16 protein-coding genes are annotated in these 19,931 nt (G+C 65.8%); 5 read left to right on the top strand and 11 right to left on the bottom strand.

The annotated features are described in order from the left end of the window. Positions 1 to 34 precede the first annotated feature (34 nt). From AEB_RS15420 to AEB_RS15405, 4 genes are all read left to right on the top strand, one after another. Positions 35 to 946, top strand: a complete 912-nt coding sequence (locus AEB_RS15420) for a sterol desaturase family protein (RefSeq protein WP_119083922.1) — start codon at positions 35 to 37, stop codon at positions 944 to 946. Between the two features lie 185 nt (positions 947 to 1,131). After that, a complete protein-coding gene (locus AEB_RS15415) occupies positions 1,132 to 1,356 on the top strand; it encodes a CDGSH iron-sulfur domain-containing protein (protein ID WP_119083921.1) in 225 nt (74 codons plus the stop codon). Between the two features lie 96 nt (positions 1,357 to 1,452). After that, positions 1,453 to 2,463: a sterol desaturase family protein gene (locus tag AEB_RS15410; RefSeq protein WP_119083920.1), complete on the top strand. Its 1,011-nt coding sequence runs from the start codon at positions 1,453 to 1,455 to the stop codon at positions 2,461 to 2,463. Continuing rightward, positions 2,460 to 3,158, top strand: a complete 699-nt coding sequence (locus tag AEB_RS15405) for a hypothetical protein (RefSeq protein ID WP_231958774.1) — start codon at positions 2,460 to 2,462, stop codon at positions 3,156 to 3,158. Before AEB_RS15410 ends, AEB_RS15405 begins: the two co-directional genes overlap by 4 nt. Positions 3,159 to 3,234: 76 nt before the next feature. On the opposite strand, the gene AEB_RS15400 is transcribed toward AEB_RS15405, so the two are convergent. After that, the gene (locus tag AEB_RS15400) at positions 3,235 to 5,253 is read right to left on the bottom strand and encodes a tetratricopeptide repeat-containing sulfotransferase family protein (protein WP_119083919.1); all 2,019 of its coding nucleotides are present in this window, start codon (positions 5,251 to 5,253) and stop codon (positions 3,235 to 3,237) included. A 409-nt stretch (positions 5,254 to 5,662) separates the two neighbouring features. Here AEB_RS15400 and AEB_RS15395 point away from each other — a divergent pair, with 409 nt between their 5' ends. Next, positions 5,663 to 8,371, top strand: coding sequence for a TonB-dependent receptor (locus AEB_RS15395; protein WP_119083918.1), 2,709 nt, complete (start codon positions 5,663 to 5,665; stop codon positions 8,369 to 8,371). A gap of 205 nt (positions 8,372 to 8,576) precedes the next feature. On the opposite strand, the gene qhpE is transcribed toward AEB_RS15395, so the two are convergent. From qhpE to AEB_RS15345, 10 genes are all read right to left on the bottom strand, one after another. Further along, the gene (qhpE, locus tag AEB_RS15390) at positions 8,577 to 9,347 is read right to left on the bottom strand and encodes a subtilisin-like serine protease QhpE (protein ID WP_231958773.1); all 771 of its coding nucleotides are present in this window, start codon (positions 9,345 to 9,347) and stop codon (positions 8,577 to 8,579) included. After that, positions 9,340 to 11,085 (bottom strand): ABC transporter ATP-binding protein, encoded by a 1,746-nt coding sequence (locus AEB_RS15385; protein WP_231958997.1) that lies wholly within the window; start codon positions 11,083 to 11,085, stop codon positions 9,340 to 9,342. Before AEB_RS15385 ends, qhpE begins: the two co-directional genes overlap by 8 nt. 5 nt (positions 11,086 to 11,090) lie before the next feature. After that, positions 11,091 to 12,104: a hypothetical protein gene (locus AEB_RS15380; protein ID WP_231958772.1), complete on the bottom strand. Its 1,014-nt coding sequence runs from the start codon at positions 12,102 to 12,104 to the stop codon at positions 11,091 to 11,093. 48 nt (positions 12,105 to 12,152) lie between these two features. Further along, on the bottom strand, positions 12,153 to 13,241 hold the full coding sequence (locus AEB_RS15375; protein WP_119083917.1) for a hypothetical protein: 1,089 nt from the start codon (positions 13,239 to 13,241) through the stop codon (positions 12,153 to 12,155). Between the two features lie 52 nt (positions 13,242 to 13,293). Next, positions 13,294 to 13,623, bottom strand: coding sequence for a quinohemoprotein amine dehydrogenase subunit gamma (qhpC, locus tag AEB_RS15370; RefSeq protein WP_119083916.1), 330 nt, complete (start codon positions 13,621 to 13,623; stop codon positions 13,294 to 13,296). Next, complete coding sequence (gene peaB / locus AEB_RS15365; RefSeq protein ID WP_231958771.1) at positions 13,620 to 15,110, bottom strand: quinohemoprotein amine dehydrogenase maturation protein; 1,491 nt, start codon at positions 15,108 to 15,110, stop codon at positions 13,620 to 13,622. The genes qhpC and peaB overlap by 4 nt, the downstream gene beginning before the upstream one ends. Continuing rightward, positions 15,107 to 16,975: a quinohemoprotein amine dehydrogenase subunit alpha gene (gene peaA / locus AEB_RS15360; RefSeq protein ID WP_231958770.1), complete on the bottom strand. Its 1,869-nt coding sequence runs from the start codon at positions 16,973 to 16,975 to the stop codon at positions 15,107 to 15,109. The genes peaB and peaA overlap by 4 nt, the downstream gene beginning before the upstream one ends. A gap of 78 nt (positions 16,976 to 17,053) precedes the next feature. After that, positions 17,054 to 18,250, bottom strand: coding sequence for an MFS transporter (locus AEB_RS15355; protein WP_231958769.1), 1,197 nt, complete (start codon positions 18,248 to 18,250; stop codon positions 17,054 to 17,056). Between the two features lie 51 nt (positions 18,251 to 18,301). After that, on the bottom strand, positions 18,302 to 18,994 hold the full coding sequence (locus AEB_RS15350) for a TetR/AcrR family transcriptional regulator (protein WP_119083914.1): 693 nt from the start codon (positions 18,992 to 18,994) through the stop codon (positions 18,302 to 18,304). Positions 18,995 to 19,082: 88 nt separating this feature from the next. After that, positions 19,083 to 19,844: an SDR family NAD(P)-dependent oxidoreductase gene (locus AEB_RS15345; protein ID WP_119083913.1), complete on the bottom strand. Its 762-nt coding sequence runs from the start codon at positions 19,842 to 19,844 to the stop codon at positions 19,083 to 19,085. Positions 19,845 to 19,931 lie beyond the last annotated feature (87 nt).

The following is a 19,931-nucleotide window of genomic DNA, read 5'->3' as shown; positions in this document are numbered from 1 at the left end:
CGGCGCAGTATCGCGTCAAGGAAAGGAGTAGTGCATGCAGCCGACGCTGAAGGACCGGATTTTCAATCTCGCTCCGCCTGCAATGATCACGGCGGTGCTATGCTTCTGGGGCCTGGGCCCTGCTGTGCTGGTTGATAATCCATGGACGCTGGCGGTCACCTCGCCGCTGATCGTGGTCATCGTGTTGCTGCTTGAACTGGTGCACGAGCGCCATTCGGGTTGGCGCATGAACCGGCAGGAGTTCTTCACCGACCTGTTTTACGTGGTGCTGAGCGCTACCCTGATCTCCTGGTGCACCGAGGTGCTGGCCGATGATCCGCTGATGGCGGCAAAGGCCTCGCTCGGTATCACCACCGAATGGGCGCGTCAGATGCCGTGGCTTGTTCAGGTGGCGCTGGTCGTCTTCCTGGTGGAGTTCGGGCAGTACTGGATGCACCGCGCCATGCACAACTGGACGCCGCTCTGGCTGACCCATGCGCCGCATCACCATATCACGCAGCTGAACGCGGCCAAGGGCGCCGTCGGCAACCCGATTGAGCTCTTCCTCATCAGTCTCAGCGTGGTGGCGCTGTTCGATCTGGAGACGACGGCCGTTTTCGCCGGGTTCAATACGCTCGCGGTCATCTCGGTCTTCGCGCATGCCAATGTCCGGTCGGATCCGCCTCGGTGGTACTCCTTCTTCTTCACCACGGTTCGGCACCACAGCCTGCACCATTCGACTGACTATGATTCTACGCGCTGCAATTACGGCAATTCGCTGATCCTGCTCGATCGCATCTTCGGCACCTATCGCGAGGGCGAGGCCGCAATCGTGGGGCAGGGGGATCGCCGGCGCCTGTCGATTTGGGAGCAGACCATCTTCCCCTTCGAGCCGGCGATCCGGGCCTATCGTTCCCGCCGCGCAAAGGGCCGCGTGGAGGCGAGTGATCAGACGCGCGCGGCGTGAATGCGAGCGCCGCGAGGACGACGAGAGCCGGGGGCATAGACCAGACCGATGGGTGGCATAGCCATGCCTTCTCTACCCGGCAGACCCACTGCGCATCTAGATCGGATGAAGGGCGCGCGGAGGAAACTACCGACGCGCGAATCCCAATAAAGTTCAAATACGTATGCCAAATTCAGGAGTGTTAAATGGCTGTTGAGATCGTCGCCAAACCGAACGGACCATACGTCGTGAGTGGTGACCTGAGTCAGTTGGAACTGCGCGACGGCGCCGGGAACGCCTATGATGTGTCAGGCAAGAAGCGCGTCTTCCTGTGCCGCTGCGGCGCATCCACGACCAAGCCCTTCTGCGACGGCCAGCATACGAAAATCGGCTTCGAAGCGGCTGAGGAAGCCGTCGCGCTGGAGGGGTGATGCCGGTGCAGCGGAATTCATACGTCCAATGACGTATGCCGTTTCCGCAGGCTTTCCGGCACCTTTGAATCAAACACGGGTACGCGGGGAAAAGCGATGAATGGAGTTCGAGTAGGCAAGAGAGTGATCGGGGCGGATGCGCCGGTTACCGTGGGCTGGGAGAACATTCCGCGGGTGCAGGGCGGGCCGGTGAAGCAGTTCATCTTCACCTGGTTCCAGCCCACCGTGTTGTTCGCGCTGGTGGCCTTCTGGTACTACGCGCCGAATTCCATCGCCAAGGCCTCGACTGCCATTGGCATCGGGATCGCCTTCCGCGCGTTCCTGCTGGTGCTGGAATGGGTGAACCCGCGGCATGACAGCTGGCGGCTCACCTGGAAGGAACTCTGCACCGACCTGTTCTATGTCGGCTTGGGGTATACCCTGCTGCGCATGGTCGATAGCTATATCGGCGACGGGGTCATGGTGGAGGCGATCCAGTCCTCCTTCGCATGGGACAAGTTCAGCTGGTTCCTTGCCTTGCCGCTGCTGCTGCAGGCGTTCCTGATCTCCTTCATCTTCGACTTCGGCCAGTACTGGATGCACCGCGGCATGCATAACTGGTATCCGCTCTGGCTGACCCATGCGCCGCATCACTACATCACTCAGCTGAACATCAACAAAGGCGCCGTGGGCAATCCCGTAGAGCTGTTCCTGATCGGGCTGGGCGTGGGCGGCTTCTTCGACTTCCTGCCGCGCGCCGCGCTGCTGGCCGGAACGCTGGGCCTCGCCGTGGGTAGCTACCAGCACATCAACGTCCGCTTCAACACGCCGCGCTGGTGGCGCTTCGTGTTCAACACGACCGAGCACCACAGCGTCCACCATTCGCAGGATTTCGAAGCCAGCCGCAGCAACTATTCCGGCACCTGGATCATCATCGACCGCTTCTTCGGCACCTGCGTGGATGGCGAGGCGGAACTGCTGGGCATGGAAGGCGGCCGCCGCATGTCTGTAGGGGAAACCATGGTTTACCCGTTCCGTGAGGGGTGGAAGACGACCAAGCGCCGCCTGCGCAAGCTGCGGGCACGCAACGCCGCGGCGGCGCTTCCCACTGCGGTGCCGGCCGAATGACCGGCGCTGCTTCACCCGCGCAGGAAATGCGCAGCACTCCCGGAAGCGGCAAGGGCCTTCCGAATATGCGGTGGGTCGACTGGATCTGGCATGTCAGGGGCAGCCTGCCCCTCGCGCCGGGTCTCACCGCCGATGAGGCGTTTGACCGGCTCGATCCGTTCTTTCAGGAACGGGGGACCACGGCGGAGCGGCAGGACGACGCGCTGGTGTTCCACAAGGAGGCGCAGGCGCCGCAGGACAAAATGTCGATCTTCGACGACGGCCTGCTGAAGGTGGAGCAGGGCCCCACGGGGCCGGTGCTGCGCTATCACCTTGTCAGCCGTGCGCTGCTGTATTGCTTTCTTGCGCCGCTGCTGTTCCTGGCCGTCGCCCGGTTCACCGTGATCGTGGGCGAGTATGAAGCGGCTTCCGCCGAAGCGTCCGAGAAGTCCCAGAAGAACAAGAAGGACGAGGAAGATCCGGCGGAGAAATATGCCAAGATCCCGCTGAACCCGATCGACAAGTTCCTCGGCGCGCCGGCTCCCGAAGCGCCGAAGAAGGACAAGAAGGACGGCAAGGAGAAGGAGCGCGGCCGCTCGCCCACCTCCGCCTATGTCTTTGCGGGGATCTTCGCCTTCCTCTATCTCGTCGGACGTATTCTCGAAGATCGGTTGGTCCGGTCGCGCTTCCGCAAGCGGCTGCAAGGCGCCGCATAGCGAGCTGCGGCACGCGCACTTCGGCCGCCCTCAGGCCGGGTGAGCGTGCCGCTTTCGCGCGTGCCGCTTCTCTTGCTTAGGTGGGCAAGCCTGCGTTTGTGAGATCCGGGCCGAGCGCGTCTTTCAGCGACCCCAGCCAAGCCTCGTAGTTCTTCCACTGCTCCACGCCGTCGCGGAAGATCGGCTGGCGCACCTGCTCCGAACTTGCCGTGCGCACGGCCCGATCGTTCTTGTAGAACTCCAGGCAGGCAGGCTCGAACTCCAACCCCAGATAGGCCAGCAGGCGGCGGACTTCGGCCTCCGTATCGGCCACCATCGCTTCATAGTGCACGCGATGGACGGCGCCCGGCGCCGCTGCGTCATAGGCCGCCATTAGCGACACGTAGTCGCGGTAATAGCGGCCGATGTCAGCCAGATCGTAGGAGAAGGTCTGGCCGCGCGCGAAATGCTGCTTCCAGCCGGAAAAGCAGCAGGACATGGGGTGCCGCCGCGTGTCCACGATGGCGGCATTCGGCAGGATCAGGCGGATCAGGCCGACGTGCTGCCAGTTGTTCGGCATCTTGTCGATGAAGCGCGGCTTGTCGGTCCGGCGGTGGATGCGCGTGCGGTCCAGATATTCCTCTCCCAATCGCAGCCGGTCGGCCGGGGTGAGCGCCGCGACCATCGCGCGGAAATCGGGAAATTCGCCTTCGTCCACGCGCGATTGCAGCCGGCTGGCGATGATCATCATCTCCGGCAGTTCCATCGTCCCCTCGATCTGGCTGTGGCTGTCGAGGATCTGCTCCACCAGCGTGGAGCCGGAACGGGGGAGGCCGAGGATGAAGACGGGATCGCGGGCCGGGCAGCCCCCGTCTCCCATCGCCGCGATGAAGGGCGCCGTGAAGGTCTGCGCGGTGGCGGCGACTTCGGCGGAGAAGGCCGCGGCGTCGTGCAGCACCATGGACCGGCGCAGGCGATTGCCCTGTTCGTAATGGCGGAAGGACGCGGCATAGTCTCCCGCATCCTCGAAAGCCTTGCCCAGCGAGAAATGGAGGTGGAAGACGTCTTCTTCCGCTTCTACGGCCGATTCCGCTTCCAGCGCGGCGAGCGCCTGCAGCATTGCCGGTCGGTCTTCGGTACCCAGCTTGACGGTCTTGAGATTGGCGAGGCTCCACCAGGCTTCGCCCATGGTGGGCTGGTGCGTCACGGCCTGACGATAGGCATGTACCGCCTCCGTCTGGCGACCCAGCGTCTTCAGCACATGGCCCAGATTCTGCCACACCTGCGGCTGCGCGGGATCCTGCGCGAGCAGCCGCTCATACACCTCCCGCGCCGCCTGCTGATCGCCGAGGCGCACGAGCACCGAAGCGCGGAGGAGGTGGTAGCCCGGGCTCTGTAGGGGCGAGGCGGCAAGGATGTCCGCCTGTTCAAGGGCTTCGGCCAGCATGTTCGACTGGAGCAGAAGCCGGATCAGGAAGTCGCGCGCCAGGTCATAGCCGGGGGCCTGCTCTATCGCGGTGCGGACCTGCGCAATGGCTTCGCCCATGTCTCCGCGGCGCCAGGCGATCTCCCCCAGCAGGCGCTGGGCGGGGGGATCGGCCGGTTGCCGTGCGAAGCGCGCGGCCAGCATCGCCTCGCTTTCGTCCAATTGGCCCTCGTTCATGGCCATGGCTGCCTTGAGCAGTTCCGGATCGCGGGAGGCGGCGTGGACGCCGGAGAGGTCGGCGCGCCAGCCCTGTTCCGCCCGACCCGCGTTGCGCAGCTCCGCCCCCAGCAGGAACCAGCCGCTCGCCACGCCGGGCTGGCGCTGGGTCAGCTTCTCCAGTGCGGCGATGGCCTGTTCGGTCTCACCCGCTTCGCTGGCGGCCTGCGCGAGCTCCCAGAGTACTGCAGGTACGCGGGGTTCGCGATGTGCGAGCTGCGCCAGACGCGGTAGCGCAGCCTCCGCTCGCCCGAGGCGGCGCAGCGCCTGACAGGCCAGCAGTTCGGCGGGGGGCAGGCCGGGGCGCTCGCGGAGGATCGCTTCGGCTGCGGCGAGCGCCTCCGCCGGGTGCTCCTGAAGCAGGGGGGCGGCACCGGACGGGGAGCCGGTTCGGACCGAATCCCCTGCTCTCATTGCCGGGTCAGCCTGGCTTGTGTGCGCCCGCGAAAGCGCTCGACAGAAAGCATTGTGCGCATGCGAACAAGTCTTATGCGGATCATTTCATCCCGTCGAGCGGCTGTTTCACAAAAATTACGCAATACCCGAAATCCGCCGCTTGACAGGCTTATTTTGGATGGCAGTATCCAAATTAGGACGGATGTTCGAATTGCTGCGGCCGCGAAGGCCGCCCGTCGCTTCGTAATGTGATTCCGCGCCATCGGCTCGCCGATGGCACGCCCGAAGGCATGGCTTTCGGGGCAGGAGGCGTGTGCCCGCAAACCCGAGAACGGGGGCTGGACGTGCATTGAAGAGCAGACCCGCGGAAGGCGGGCAACTCAGAGGAGAGGAAGGGACATCACGGGCAATATGGGGGCTTTCGACCATGAATATTTCATCGGCATCGCGAAAAGCAGTTGCGTGCCTGCTTACCACCACGGCGCTGGTTGCGCCGCTGCTCACCCCGGCCGTGGCCGCGGCAGAGGAAGCCGCCGCAACGGCTGAGGCCAGCGCGGAAGCTGAGCCTGCCGCCGCAGGCGAAGCTGGCGCCGCCCCCGAGGGTCTTCAGGAAATTCTGGTCACCGCCACGCGGCGGTCCGAAAGTATCCAGAAGGTGCCGATCTCCATCCAGGCGCTGGATGCCAGCATGCTGGAAAACCGCCAGGTGAAGGGCCTTTCGGATTTCGCCACGCTTCTTCCGTCCGTTTCCTTTGCTGGCCTCGGGCCGGGGCGGCAGACCGCCTATTTCCGCGGCATCGTTCCCGCGGGCGGAAGCTACGCTTCGGTCGGCTATTACCTCGACGATATTCCGATCGCCGGCACCGGCGTGCCCGACATCCATGTCTATGACATCGAGCGGGTGGAGGCGCTCTCAGGCCCGCAAGGTACGCTTTACGGCGCCGGCTCGCTGGCGGGCACGATCCGCTTCATCAGCCAGAAGCCCAAGATCGGCATGTTCGAAGCCGGTTACACGGTGGAAGGCAACAAATATGGCGATGGCGATTTCGGCGCGCAGGGCGAGGGCTTCGTCAACATTCCGGTGAGCGACAATTTCGCCATCCGCGCGATGGGCTTCTATCGGCGTGACGGCGGCTACATCGACAATACGCCGAACAATGGCACGTTCAACGATGGCCGGCCCTCCGTCCTGAGCCTGGGCGACGAGAATCCCGACACCTCCTGGACGCTCGACAATTCCGCGATCGCGGAAGACGATTACAACCCGCTCGACCAATATGGCGGCCGTATCATGGTGCTGTGGGAACCCGCGCCCGACTGGACGATCATGCCGCAGATCAATGCCCAGCGGGAAATCGCCTATGGCTATTTCGGCTATGATCCGCGCGTGGGTGACCTGCAGGTGCACGATTACGATCTCACCAAGCAGGATGACAAATGGTACCAGGCTTCGCTGTCGATCCACGGGCATATCGGCGACTGGGATCTGGTTTCCGCCACCGGCTATTACCAGCGCAAGGTGCACCTGCGGAACGATTACACCTACTATACCGTCACCTATGACGGTTTCGGGCCGGGTTACGAAAACTACCTGCAGTTCTTCGATCAGGACAGCTGCACCGGCGCCGACGAAACCTTCCGCTGCGATTCGCTGATCAGCCCGCAGCAGTATTATGAGGGCTGGACCGACGACGATCAGTTCACGCAGGAAATCCGCCTGACCACGCCGATGACATGGCCATTCGATGTGACCGTCGGCGGTTTCTACCAGTGGCGCAAGCAGAAGGCCGACAACAACTACGCCATCCACGGACTGGGCGAGATCGCCGGCTACACCGAAGCGGGCGGGGGCGACAACAACTACCCCGAAGGCTTCGGCGTGCCGGTGGAAAATGGCGGCACCATGATCCTGGGTTCTCCTGCGGTGAAGAACGAGGCCTTCTATTATAGCGAGCGTGACAACACCTGGGATGACAAGGCCTTGTTCGCGGAGGGCCATTACAACCTCACTCCCTCCCTCAAGCTCACCGCCGGCATCCGCTATTTCTGGACCAAGTTCGAAACGGTAGGGTTCAGCGGCGTCATGGCCTCGGCGCGCAGCACCTCCACGTCGCTCTACTTGCCCACCGGAACCCTGGGCTGCCCGGTTCCGCTGCCGGCGGAACGGCTGCAATGCCGCAATACCAATATCACCGATCCGGACCAGATCGGCCGCTACAAGGAGGATGGCGAAACCCACAAGGTGGCGCTCGACTGGCAGTTTGCGCCGCGCAAGATGGTCTATGCCACCTATTCCACCGGCTTCCGCCCCGGTGGCTTCAACCGCCCGCTGCGCATCCGCAATGTCGGCATCGCCGCCGCGCCTTCGTATGAATCCGAGAAGCTGAGCAACTACGAGCTGGGCGTAAAGACGACCTGGGGCAACATCTTCCGCTTCAATGCGGCCGTCTATTACGAGACCTGGGACAATATCCAGTACAGCGTCGTGATCTCGGGCACGCAAGGCGCCGGGATGACGGGCAATGCCGGCAAGGCGCGCGTCTATGGCGTGGAATATGATGCCGATCTGAAGCTGGGGAAGGTGACCATCTCGACATCCGGCGCCTATAACGACGCCGCGCTGGACGGGAACTTCTGCAACTACGCCGTCAATCCGGATACGCTGGCGATCAGCCAGCTCAGCAGCTGCACGGCCGGCGCAACCTTCGGCAGCCCGCCGGTGGCAGAAGTGGCGGCGGAAGACGGCACACGCCTGCCGCGCCAGCCTAAGTTCAAGGGCACCACCTCGGTTCGCTACGATACCGACATCGGCGACTATAAAGCCTACCTGCAGGGGGCAGCGCTCTATCAGACGGGGGCGACGCAGGATTTGAACGTTTTCGACAACAATCTGCTGGTCTGCGGCGGCAGGGAGGGGGCGGCCTGCAGCACGCCCGGCTTCGTGTCCTTCGATTTCTCGGCCGGCGTGAAGAAGGAGGAATGGTCGGTGGACCTGTTCATCCAGAACGCCTTCGACAAGCGGGGCAAGCTGACGATGAACACCTTCTGTTCGATCACCTTCTGCTCGGAATCGTCACGCACCTTCCCGATCAAGCCGCAGTTCTTCGGGATCCGGTTCAGCCACCGCATCCAGTAAACGGCGACCATGGCCCCTGCGCTCGTTTGCGAGCGCAGGGGTTTGGTGGTGTTAACGTCAGCGGGGCAGGTTTTGCCGATGTTGCTGCGACCTGGCCTGAACCGAGTTTCGACAGGTCGCGCTTGCTCTGATTCCCAATTCGAGCAGTCGCACGTGGCGAACGAACTGCTGACACCACGGCTGCGATCGAAGTCGCTTTTACCCGCTACGCTGGCAGATGCAGGCCGATCTCATCCGAGAGCCGCCCGCGGAGCCCGGGATAGCCTCGGGCGCTTGCGCCCGTTAGCCGCATATCTTCGCAGGCGAGCGCGGCGAAGCCCGCCATTTGCGCCGTGGCGAAGCTGATGCCGTAGAGATTGCGGCGCTGGGGCACGCCGGGGATCGGGCGCGGGTGGCCTGAGGCAAGGAAGATGAGCTCCCCATCCGGTCCCGACCGCGCGCGATAGCGATCCCGGTCGCACTCCCAATCCGGCTCCACGCCGATCACCCCGGGCAGCGCGCCGGGATAGCAGGCGCTGCCGTGTGCCTCGCGCGCCGCGATCAGGATGCAGCCCACGGCCGCCGCTTCCTCCGCCACGCGCGCGAACGGCTGCTCATGCGCGGGATTGGGCGAGCCGAGGCTCAGGTTGATGATGTCGGCCCGCTGCTCGGCGGACCAGCGGATCGCCGCGATCAGTGCGGCCGCGCTCGCCTTCAGCGAATCCTGGAAGACGCGCACGGGGATGCAGACCGCCCCCGGCGCCTTCTCCTGAATGGCGGCCATCACCGCGGTGCCGTGGCCGAGTCGGTCCAGCGTGGTCTCAACCCCGCGTTCCACGGTGCCGTCACGATGGATGAGCGCACCTTCGACCAGCTGCGCGGCGGCGATATGGTCGTGCGCCGGATGCACGCCGCTGTCGATCACCGCGATCCGCACACCCGCGCCCGTGCGACCGGGGAAGGGCAGACAGAGGGGCGCGGAAAGCAGTTCAGGCAAGCGCGGCCACTCGCGCAGGCTGCGTCCGCGCACCGCCGTGATCGAGCGTGACGACAAGGTCTGCCCTGGCCGCCAGTGCGGGCTTGTGGGTGATCACGATGATCGTCGCCAGCGGCAGCGCCTCACGCAGTCCACCCGCCACCAGCCGCTCGGTCTCCTCGTCAAGCGCGGAACTGGGTTCGTCGAGGATCAGGACGCGGGGCTTGCGCAGCAGCGCGCGGGCGAGGGCGATCCGCTGCCGTTCCCCCGCCGACAGGGCGAGGCCGCGTTCGCCGCAGCGCGTATCCAGCCCTTCGGGAAGGCGTGCCATCAGCGGGTCCAGCCCCGCGCGGCTGGCGGCGGCACGCACCTCCTCCTCGCTGGCCGCGGGGAGGGCGAAGCGGATGTTGGCGCCGATCGTGTCGTTGAACAGATAGGGCGATTGATCGACCAGGATCACGTCGCGCCGCAGGTCGGCCAGCCGCAGGTCGCGCAGGTTATGCCCGCCCAGCGTCACTCGGCCGCTATCGGGATCGAGATAGCGCACCATCAAATCGGCCATGGTGGATTTGCCGATCCCGCTCGGCCCCAATACCGCGCAGAAGCAGCCTTCGGGCACATGCAGATCGACATCGTCCAGCACGCGGCGCCCGCCATGGCTGATGGACACGGCTTCGAAGCGGATATCGCCCGCCAGCGCGGCATGGGCGGGCGCGTCCCGGCGCTCCTCCACTTCGGCGCGCGTGTCGAACAGCTCGAAGATCCGCGCCAGCGACACTCGGGCGGAGGCGAGGCCGGAGCTAAGGTTCATCAGCACCTGCAGCGGCGCGAACAGGCGCATGTGATAGCTCATGAAAGCCACCAGCGTGCCGATCGTCATTTCCCCCTCGATGATCTTCCACCCGCCATAGAGCATCACCGCGGAGCTCGATGCGGTCAGCAGCGTGCCCGGCAGCGCGCCGGCCAGGAAGGAGGTCAGCTGCATCCGCAACATCGCCTGCACGAAAGCGTTGTTGCGCTGGGCAAAGCGATCGGCCTCGTGCTCCCCGGCGCGGAGTGAGGCGACTACGCGCATGCCCATCACCGTATCGACCAGCAGGCTGCCCAGATCCGCCCCGCGTTCGCGCATGTCGCGCGTCATCACCATCAGCTTGCGCTGGTAATGGAGGAAGATCAGCACGCAGGCGGGCACCAACACGGCGCCGACCAGGAACATCGTCCAGTCCAGCCACAGCAGCATCGCCACCGAGCCCGTGAACAGCAGCACATTGCTGAGCACCGAAAGCAGCGTGTCCGCCGTTGCCCGCTGCACGTCGCTGACGTCGCTGTTGATGCGCGACATCAAATCGCCCAGCCGGAACCCGCCGTAGAAGCGGGGCGAAAGCGTCTGCAGATGGCGCAGCAGGGCCACGCGGATATCGAACAGCATGGCGGCGGAGGCGGCGATGTAGCGATAGCTCGCCAGCATGTTGAGCGCAAAGCCACCGACGGTGACGAGCACCATGACGAGGGCGATGTGGGCCAGCGCCTGCATATCCCGCTGCAGCAAAGCGTGGTCGATCAGCAGCTTGGAGAGATAGGGCTGGGCGAGGCCGAGGGCGGTGGCGAGCAGGCTGACGAGCAGCACGAGCGCCAGCTGCGGCAGATAGGGGCGCAGGAACGGGCGCAGGCGGCCATAGCTGCGCCAGTCGGCGATGGGGAGCGGCGCGGGCGCCTGCTGCGGGCCGCCGGGCTGGGGCAGGGTGGCCGGGGGCGGCACGGCTCTCACAGGGCGGGCTCGCGCGGGGCGAGGGTGAAGCCGCGCAACAGGAAGCGCGGTTCGGGCATGGCGCCCAGCCGTGCGGTGCACCAGGCGAAGCCTTCGCGCAGCGCCTCCGCCTGCGTCCGCCACCAGCGACCGGTTCCGCCGGTTTCGTAGAATTGCAGGCACAGCTGCAAATGCCGGCGCATGGCGGCCAGCAGCATGGATTCGTAATGCGTCAGCAAGGCCTCGCGGTCCTCCCCCCGTTCGATGCCGGCAAGCACGGCGGCGCTGAGGATTGCCTCGCGCGCGGCCTGGGCGGTGCCGTCCCCGCAGATCGGATCGAAGGCGATGGCCGAGGTGCCGCAGGCGAGCCAGTCATCCCCCCGCAGCCGGCTGCGCATGCGCGGGCTGATGGCGAAGCTGGCGGTGGGGGCGCCGAGCGGCTCGAGACGCGGGGCGAGGTGGCGGCTCTGCGCCAGCAGCGCATCCAGCGGCGCGCCCACGCCCAGCAGCCAGCCGCGGCCGTTCTCGCCCGGCAGCATGAACAGCCAGCCTTCCGCCACGCTTTCGATCCAGCACGCCTCGGCATCCTCCGCATGCAGCAAGTGCATGGGGGCGGCATTGGCGGTCCGTTCGCCGAACAGGCGCAGCTCGTCCTCGGGAAAGGGCGGGGCAGCGTGGATGGTGAAATCGGCTGCGCCCTCATGCGCCGGGGCATCGGCAAAGGGGCGGAGCGCCGCGTCCAGTTCGCCGCCGGCGAGGACGCGCGCCTCATGCGGCAGGGCGGCGGGTTCGCTGCCGCCCCAGGAGACGATCCGGCGGCGGATGCGCGGCCGGTCGGCGAAGAGATCGCTCCGCCCGAACACGTCGCGCAGCAGGGCTACGGCCGGGTCGCTCAGCAACACGGCGGGGGACGCAGGGCGGGCAGCGGCGCCCGGCCCCGGATCGCAGGACGGCGCAAGCCCTGCGCGGGTGAGGAGATGGATGCTGGCGCTCGCGGCCACCCCGCGGCCCTTTACGCAGACCCGCATCATCCGCCCGATCCGCTCATGCGCGGGTGCCGGAGGAAAATCCCGCCACGATCAGGGGAGGAACAGCATGCCCGCCATGGTGGCATCGTTGGTCAGCTCCCAATCCTGCACCGGCTGCAGCGTCTTCGCGTCATACACCGCGATGTCGAAGCCCGCGCCATAGATGTAGAGCTTCGCCCCATCGGGCGACATGCCGAAATAGAACCGGCGGCGGCAGGGAAACTCGCTCTTGTCCACGGCCATGTTGGTGGTGAGATCGAAGTGCCAGAATTCGCAGCGCTGGCTGCCGAGGTCACCGATCACCGCCACGGTGTAGCCATCCTTGCCGTCGGGCGTGACTTCCAGCCCGGCCATGTTCTCCGGTGCGGGGCCGACCGGCGCGAAGGTGAATTCGCGCGAGGTGAGATCGAAGCGGGCGATGCCGAACACCTTGTTGTGGATGTAGGGATCTTCGGAAATGAACAGCGAGACATATTCGTCCGGCTTGCGCAGCGATTCCAGCGCCCCGCCGAAGCTGACGTCCAGCATGCCGGGAAACTCCGGCTTGGCGAGGTCGAAGCGCTTCACCGCCTTCAGCTCGGCCGTGTCCACGACCACCACTTCATCCCGGAAGATGTAGAGGCTCTTGCCGTCTTCGGAGAGGACCAGCTGGGCATAGCGGCTGGCGCGTTCGTCCTCCGGCGCCACATCCACCGCGCGGACGATTTTCTTCTGCTGGAGGTCCACCACCATATATTGCGGCTTGCTCACCCGCCAGCGGTCGATCTCCTTGTCCATGCGCATGCCCAGCACGTAGAAATAGCGACCCGTGGGATCGGGCACGCCGCCGTTGAAGCGATAGCGGACGCTGGGCGTGTTGAGGCTGAACTTGTTGATGATCTTGCGGCTGGCCGTGTCGAACACCTCGATGCCGCTGCTGGTGTTGGTGGTCACATAGATCCGGCTGCGATCGTTGGACATGTGCAGATTCACCGGCAGGCCGGTGTCCAGCTTCACCTTCTGCGTCACCGCCCCGGTGGCATCGTCGACCAGCTGCAATTCGTCGGGATAGCCGCCCAGCACGATGGTGGCGGCGCTTGCCGGGGCCGCGAGCGCGGCAAGCGGGAGAATGGCGCAGAGGCCGAGGAAGCGCGTCTTCATGCTGCAAGGTCTCCGGAGAGCGGGATGGGCCATGGCTGGGGCGGGATCGGGCTCAGGGGAACACGAGGTCCAGATTGCGCCAGTCCTTGGTCGCCACGGCGCAATTGCTGGCCCAGTCGGGCGAGTAATTCAGGTGATCGGGCACCTGCACCGGCCAGAAGCAGGTGACATAGCAATCGTAGATGTCGCGCTCCACCGGCTGGCACAGGCCCGCCGTGCCGCCGCCCGCATCCACTTCCCAACCGGGCGAGAAGGAGAGGGTGCACCCCATGGGGACATGCGGGGCGGGGCCGCCCTGCAGCGCCACGACGTCTTCCTGTTCCAGCGACACCATCTCGTCGATGCGCGCCGCCTTCCTGTTGATGGGCTTTAGATGCTTCATGACATGCCCTTCCGCTCGGCAAAACGTTCGAGAAATCCGGGGTTCAGCGCACTCACGGCGCCGTAGATGCGCAGGCAGGTATCCGTCCATTGGCGGATCCAGTCGCAATAATGCAGGTTGGCATGGCCGGTATCGCCATAGCGCACGAAGGCTTCGTGGTGGCAGCCGCCGGCGCACAGTGGGCGGGCCCAGCAGCTCTGGCATTCATATTTCGCGCCCACATGGCCCCGGCTCAGGAAATCGTCGCGCTTCTCTGTGTCGATGCCGGTGGAGATATGCCCCAGGCTGTGGGTGTCGGCATCGGTGAAGCGGTGGCAGGGGGACAAATCGCCCGAAGGGCTCACGCCCAGCAGGCCAATCCCCGCGCCGCAAGGATGGGATTTGTTCGCCCCCTGCAGCAATTCGCCGATCGTCTCGCTGACGTTGGAGAAACCGTGCATCTCCCCCCGCAGCGCGCATTCCAGCCATTCGTCCGCCAGTTCGTGGAACTGCTCCAGCACCGCTTCCATCTCGGTGTCCTCGATCGCATAGTCCTGCGACCCGGAGTTGGTGACGGGCGCGAAGCCGACTTCGTGAAAGCCCAGATCGTCCTTCAGGTGGCGATAGATGCGCACCACATCCGTGACGCCCTGCGTCAGCGTGACGCGAGCGGTAATGGCGCGGGTGCGATGGTTGGCGATCAGCTTGCGCAGGCGCGGTTCGATCACCGCATAGGTGCCGCGGCCCTTCTTATCCACGCGCCGCAGATCCTGCAGGTCGGGGGGGCCGTCCATGCTCACCGTCACGCCGATTTCGTTTTCCGACAGGAAGGCGATGATTTCGTCCGTCAGCAGCGTGGCATTGGTGGTGAGGCTGAAGCCCACGGTGCAGCCCTGCGCCGCACCCTGGCGGCGGGCATAGGCCACCACTTCGCGCAGCAGCTTGAAGTTCATCAGCGTCTCGCCGCCGAAGAAGGTGATATGCACCGCCTGCCGCGCGCCGGCCTGCTTGAGCAGGAAGTCCACCGAGTTGCACGCCGTCTGCAGCGTCATGAACTTGGGCTTGCCCTGGGGGGTGGCGATCTTGTCGGCCCCGAATTCGTAGCAATAGGTGCAGGCGAGATTGCACTGGTTGGTGATGTTCAGCACCAGCGCCTGCAGCGGGAAATCGGCTGGCGGGGCGGCAGGTGCCGGGGCCGGCGCATCGCCTTCGGCCACCAGCGCGCGCACCAGCCGCAGCTCGCGGATCAGCTCTTCCGCATCGGCAGGCGCATGGCCGGCCGCGCCCAGCGCCGCCACCAGATCGCCATAGGCCATGGGCTGCGTGGCAAGGCGATCGAGCACCGCCTTGGCCGCGGCATCCAGGGCAAACACCGCCCCTGCCGTCACCAGATAGACGAAGTCCTGATCGGCCGCCTTGAACTCGTGCAATTCCCCGCGGGTGTAGAGGGTCCCGGCCGGCACGGCGCGCCGGGGCGGAAGAAGCGTGGTTCCCGTCATTTCGTTCATTGCGACACCTCCGGCTGATCCCAGCGCTTGTAGGTCGGCACCGTCACCACGAGGTAGGAGCGCGCGGTGAGCGGCTTGCCGGTGGGATCCTTCTCGTTCTTCGCGGTCGCCACCACCCACACTTCGCCGTAATTGTTGCGGGAGAAGCGGCGTTCGGGGTTCGGGCCTTCCACCGCCGGGGTGAACAGCCCATCCGCCCCCAGCTTGCCGACGAAATTCACGTCATTGTCGTAGGTTACGGTCGGGAATTCAGCCATGGACCAGGTCACCGGCACCGGCCCGATGGCGAAATCATCCGCCGTGTTCGGCTTGCCGTCCGGCCCTTGCGCGAAGCCGATCGCCTCGAACGGCTGGTATCCCTTGGCGAATTTGATCCCGCCAAGATGCGCCAGCGAGGTTTCCGGCGTCACCTTGAGGTAATCCACCTTGTCATAGACCGGCAGCGCCTGCTGCAGCACGGCGCCGCGGATTGCCACGTCATGCAGGCCGATCGGCGCATCTGCGGCCACGTCGATGGTCACCACCGCTTCGGCGGGGCCGGCGGAGACCACCTTGCTCACCGTCACGCCCGAGCCGAGGCTGATGTCCTTCGGCGTGAGCTTGCTCGGCAGGTCCGCGCCATAGATGTGGACTTCCACATTGCGGGCGCCGGTCTTGCTTTCGGCGCGGCCCACTGCGGCGATTACCGGCGCGCCCGATGCGCGGGTGAGCGCCACGTCATAGCCGAATTCGTGATATTCGCCCCAATACCAGCGGCCCTTGGCACTCGTCTGGTCGGGGGAGAACCACAGGGTTTCGCGCAGCGCGCTGCCCGGATCGTCCGGCTGGCCGGAAGCAGCGCCTGGGCTGGTGCTGGTGCCCCGCCAGCTATAGCCGGTATAGACGATGCTGGAGCCGTTGCGCGTGAGCGTGGAGCCATCGGTGAGCGAATGCAGCGTATAGGCGGTCTTGAAATCGCCGTCGGCCTTGCCCGGCGTGACGACCAGTTCGCCCACATAGCGACCCTTGCCGGGCAGCGACGCGGAAACCAGCCATTTGCCGGCCAGCTGCGGCGTGCCCGCGCGGGGGCGCCAGGCGGCCCATTCGGGTGAGATGAGGCCGGCGTTTTCCGACAGCCAGTCCAGCGCCACTTCGCGCCGCGTCACCTTGTCCTTCGGCTTGGCATCCGGGCTTACGCCGGCCGGCTGGTCTTCCGCCGGGCGGTTATATTGCGCCTCTGCCTGCGGATACATGGCCACGTGAAGGTTCTGCAGCAGCGCCCATTCGGTGCGGCTGCGGCGGGAAGACATCGGCTGGCCGAAGGCGTGGCAGGCCGCGCAGCCATGCTGCAGCGTCTTGTTCGGAATGATGGTTTCGTCGATCACCCGCCGTTCGGGGATATACATCACGGGCAGCGCCTCTTCCGGCGCCAGCCCGTGCGAATCCGACAGATATTTGACCACGGAGCGCGCTTCGTCCGGGGTGATGGAAAGGCCGTTCAGCCGCACCATGCGCTTGATCGCCTGCGACCAGCCTTCGGGCGTGCTGCGGATCCAGGAAATGCGGCTGAGATTGCCCTTTTCGTCAGGCGCGTGGCAGGTGCCGCACTTCTGCCGGGTCAGCCGGTCCGTTACCGGGATGCCGGGGTCGCTTTCGGTCCAGTTGGCCACATCCCAGCCGGCCTGATCCGCGCCGCCCGATTGCGCCGCCGCCACGGAGGCGGAACAGATGCTCAGCAGCAGCAGCCGTGTGGCGGTACGGCGAGGCAGCAGTCGCTTCGCCAGTGCTGCGCCATGCCGGGGGAGGGAGGGCGGCCGCGCGGCCTGCTCCATGTCCGCGTTATTTCCGGAAACGCTACGCTCGGCCCTGTCGTCAGGAACGGTCATATTCGGCTGGTCCCCCTGTTCTGCCCAGCTCGCGAACATTGATTCGGCTAGCTGCGACTTACAAAAGCTGGACGATCGTCAAACATTGGTCAAGCGTCCTTTTTGTGCGTTGCGGAATAAAGCGGGGAATGCCGGTTTTCCGCTGCGATAAAGGGTGGAAAGGAGCAGTGCGCCGCACCCTGCCGCGATCGTCAGAATGGCGGCGAGCAGCAGCCCGCCACGGCCGCCGGCCATGCTGGCGAGCGAGCCGATCACCGGGCCGATGATCATGCCCAGGCTGTGCGTGCAGGTCACGAAGGTGCGGAAGCGCGGCGTCAGGCTGCGCGCGGAGGCGAGGCCGGAACAGCGGATGATGATGGCGGTCGACCCGATGTTCAGCAGCACGATCGCGATGACGAAGGCGGTGGCATCGCCGCTGCCCGCCGCCGCGATGGGGGTGAGCAGGGACAGTCCGGCCAGCACGCCGGTCGCCAGCGGGGGAATCAGCGTCCGCTCGCGCATCACGGCGGCGGCAGTGACGGCGCCCACGATCGAGCCGAGCGCGACCGCCAGGCCCACTGTGCCTTCGCCGATCCCCGCCTCGATCGCCAGCGCGCCGGTGAAGCTCCACACCATCATGGTGGCGCTGATGAACAGCAGCGTGGCAATGGCGAAGGCCCAGCCGGCGGCATCGGCCTCCTGCATCGGCTCGCGGGCCGGGGCCGGCGGCGCTGCGCTCAGGCGCGGCGGCAGCGAGCGGGCGAAACGCGGCATGCTGAGCAGGATGGAAAGCAGCGGCACGAAGCACAGCGCCGCCAGCGCCGGTCGCGCCCCGGCCTGCCGCAGCAGTTCGGTGAGCGCCAGCGCCGTCAGGGTGGAGAGCAGCAGCTGCAGCAGGAACACGGCGCCATAGGCCCCGTTCGGCCGGCTGATGGCGGCCACGCTCATCGCCCGGGCATAGGTGATGCCCATCGCCAGGCCATAGGTGGCACGGATCGCCAGCAGCGCCTCCAGGCTCTGCGCCTGCACCGTCGCCAGCGCGGCAAGGAAGGCGCAGAAGGCGGCGAGCGGGTAGGCCAGCGGCGCCAGCCGGGCGAAGCGCCACACCACGACGGAGCCGATCGCCATGCCGCTTTGCGTGGCGCCCACGATCCAGCCGTGATCCGCCGGCCTTACCGCGTCGGCGGCGGACAGCAGCGTAAGGAATACCGGATCGATACCCGGCTGCAGGCAGCCGAGCGACGCCAGCATGATCGGTGCCGCGGCGAGGGCGCCGCGCTGTTCAGCAAGACCCAAGTCGAACCCCCCAAAGAGCCGCGCACGCTCACGGCGTGCCCGCCCTTCAGATCATCCTCCCGCTGGCAAGGTCGCGTTCTTCTTCTCTTCGGTCAGCTGGGCAATCTCACCCGGTTTGACGGTCTTTGCAAGGTCGACGAAATATTTCGCCGCAATCGCCGTCAGCGCGGGCATTTCGGCCGCCCAGGGCTTCTCGTAGCCGGTGAAGGGCGTGGTGCCTTCCATGCTGGCACTGATGAACAGGGACAGCGTGTTCACCTCGGCCGGGCTGAGGCGCGGATTGACCTGCGCCACGCATTCGCCGATCACCTGATGGACCCCGGCGTAGAAGCTCTTCACCCGGTCGGCGATGAAATCATTGTGATTGGCGAGCGCCCACAGTTCGGTGAACAGGCGCGTGGTGCGCTTGGTGCAGATGTCGTTGAGGCACATCTGGATGACGATGCGCAGCCGCTCCTCCGGCGAAAGATGCGGCTGGCGCACCTGCACCTCGAGCTTGTTGTCGTAGCTCTCCATCAGATCGTCGAGCATCACGTGGACGAGCATTTCCTTGCGCGGGAAATGATAGCTGACATTGCCCACGCGCATGTCGCACTCGGTGGCGATACGGCGCACGGTGAAGGCGGCGGCGCCTTCGTCGATCAGCACGCGCAGCGCGGCCTTGAGAATCGCGTCCACCGTTTCGGTGCCACGCACATAGATACCGGGGCGCGGGGTCGCCTCGCTGGCGGGGGTTTCGCTCATCGACCTTCCACTTCCCTCCTGCAGATTTGCCGGTTTTCCGGCCTGCCCCCCGGATAGGCCCGCGCGGCCGCGCTGTCCAACCCTCTCGCTATTGCGGCGGCTGGCCGTTGGAAGCGGACATGCCGCCATCCACCGGCAGGATCGCGCCGGTGACGAAGCGCGCATCCTCGGAAGCGAGGAAGGCCACCGGCCCGGCGATGTCCTCCGGCGTGGCATGGCGGCCGAGGGCGAAGCGTTCGTGGAACTTCGCCAGCAGCTCCTCGTCGTCCAGCATTCCGGCGGTCAGCTCGCTTTCGGTGAGCGAGGGGGCGACGGCATTCACCCGCACGCCGTGCTTGCCGAGATCGAGTGCCAGCGCGCGGGTGAAGTTCACCACCGCGCCCTTCGCCGCGTCATAGGCGGTCATGTTCCAGTCCCCGCCCGTGCCCGAGACCGAGGCGGTGTGAATGATGCAGCCCTTGCTCGCCTTGAGATGCGGCAGCGCGGCCTGCGCGCAGTGGAACATGCCGTCGATGTCGGTGGCCATCACGTTGCGCCACTCTTCCGGAGTGGTGTCCTCGAACGGCTTCATCACCGCGATGCCGGCGTTGGAATGGAGGATGTCGATCGCGCCGAAGCGGTCCGCCACGGCCTCCACCATCCGGTCCACCTCTTCGCGCTGCGAAACGTCCGCCTCGCACACCAGAGTGCGGTCAGGGTCGAGATCGGCCGCCACCTTGTCCAGCTTCTCGCGGTCGCGAGCCACCAGCACGACATTGGCCCCTTCGGCGGCGAAGCGGCGGGCACAGCCTTCGCCGATGCCAGAACTCGATCCGGTGACGATGGCGGTTTTTCCGGTGAAGCGCTGCATGGCTGATCCTGTCTGTTGCGGAAGGGATATGCCGCGCCAACGGGGCGGCGGCGCGGTGGGTTCCGAAACGGCGTCGCGCTTGAGCCT

Source organism: Altererythrobacter sp. B11 (genome assembly GCF_003569745.1).
In the GTDB taxonomy this organism is placed as follows: Bacteria; Pseudomonadota; Alphaproteobacteria; order Sphingomonadales; family Sphingomonadaceae; genus Croceibacterium_C.
This window is presented reverse-complemented; position numbering and strand designations above follow the sequence as displayed.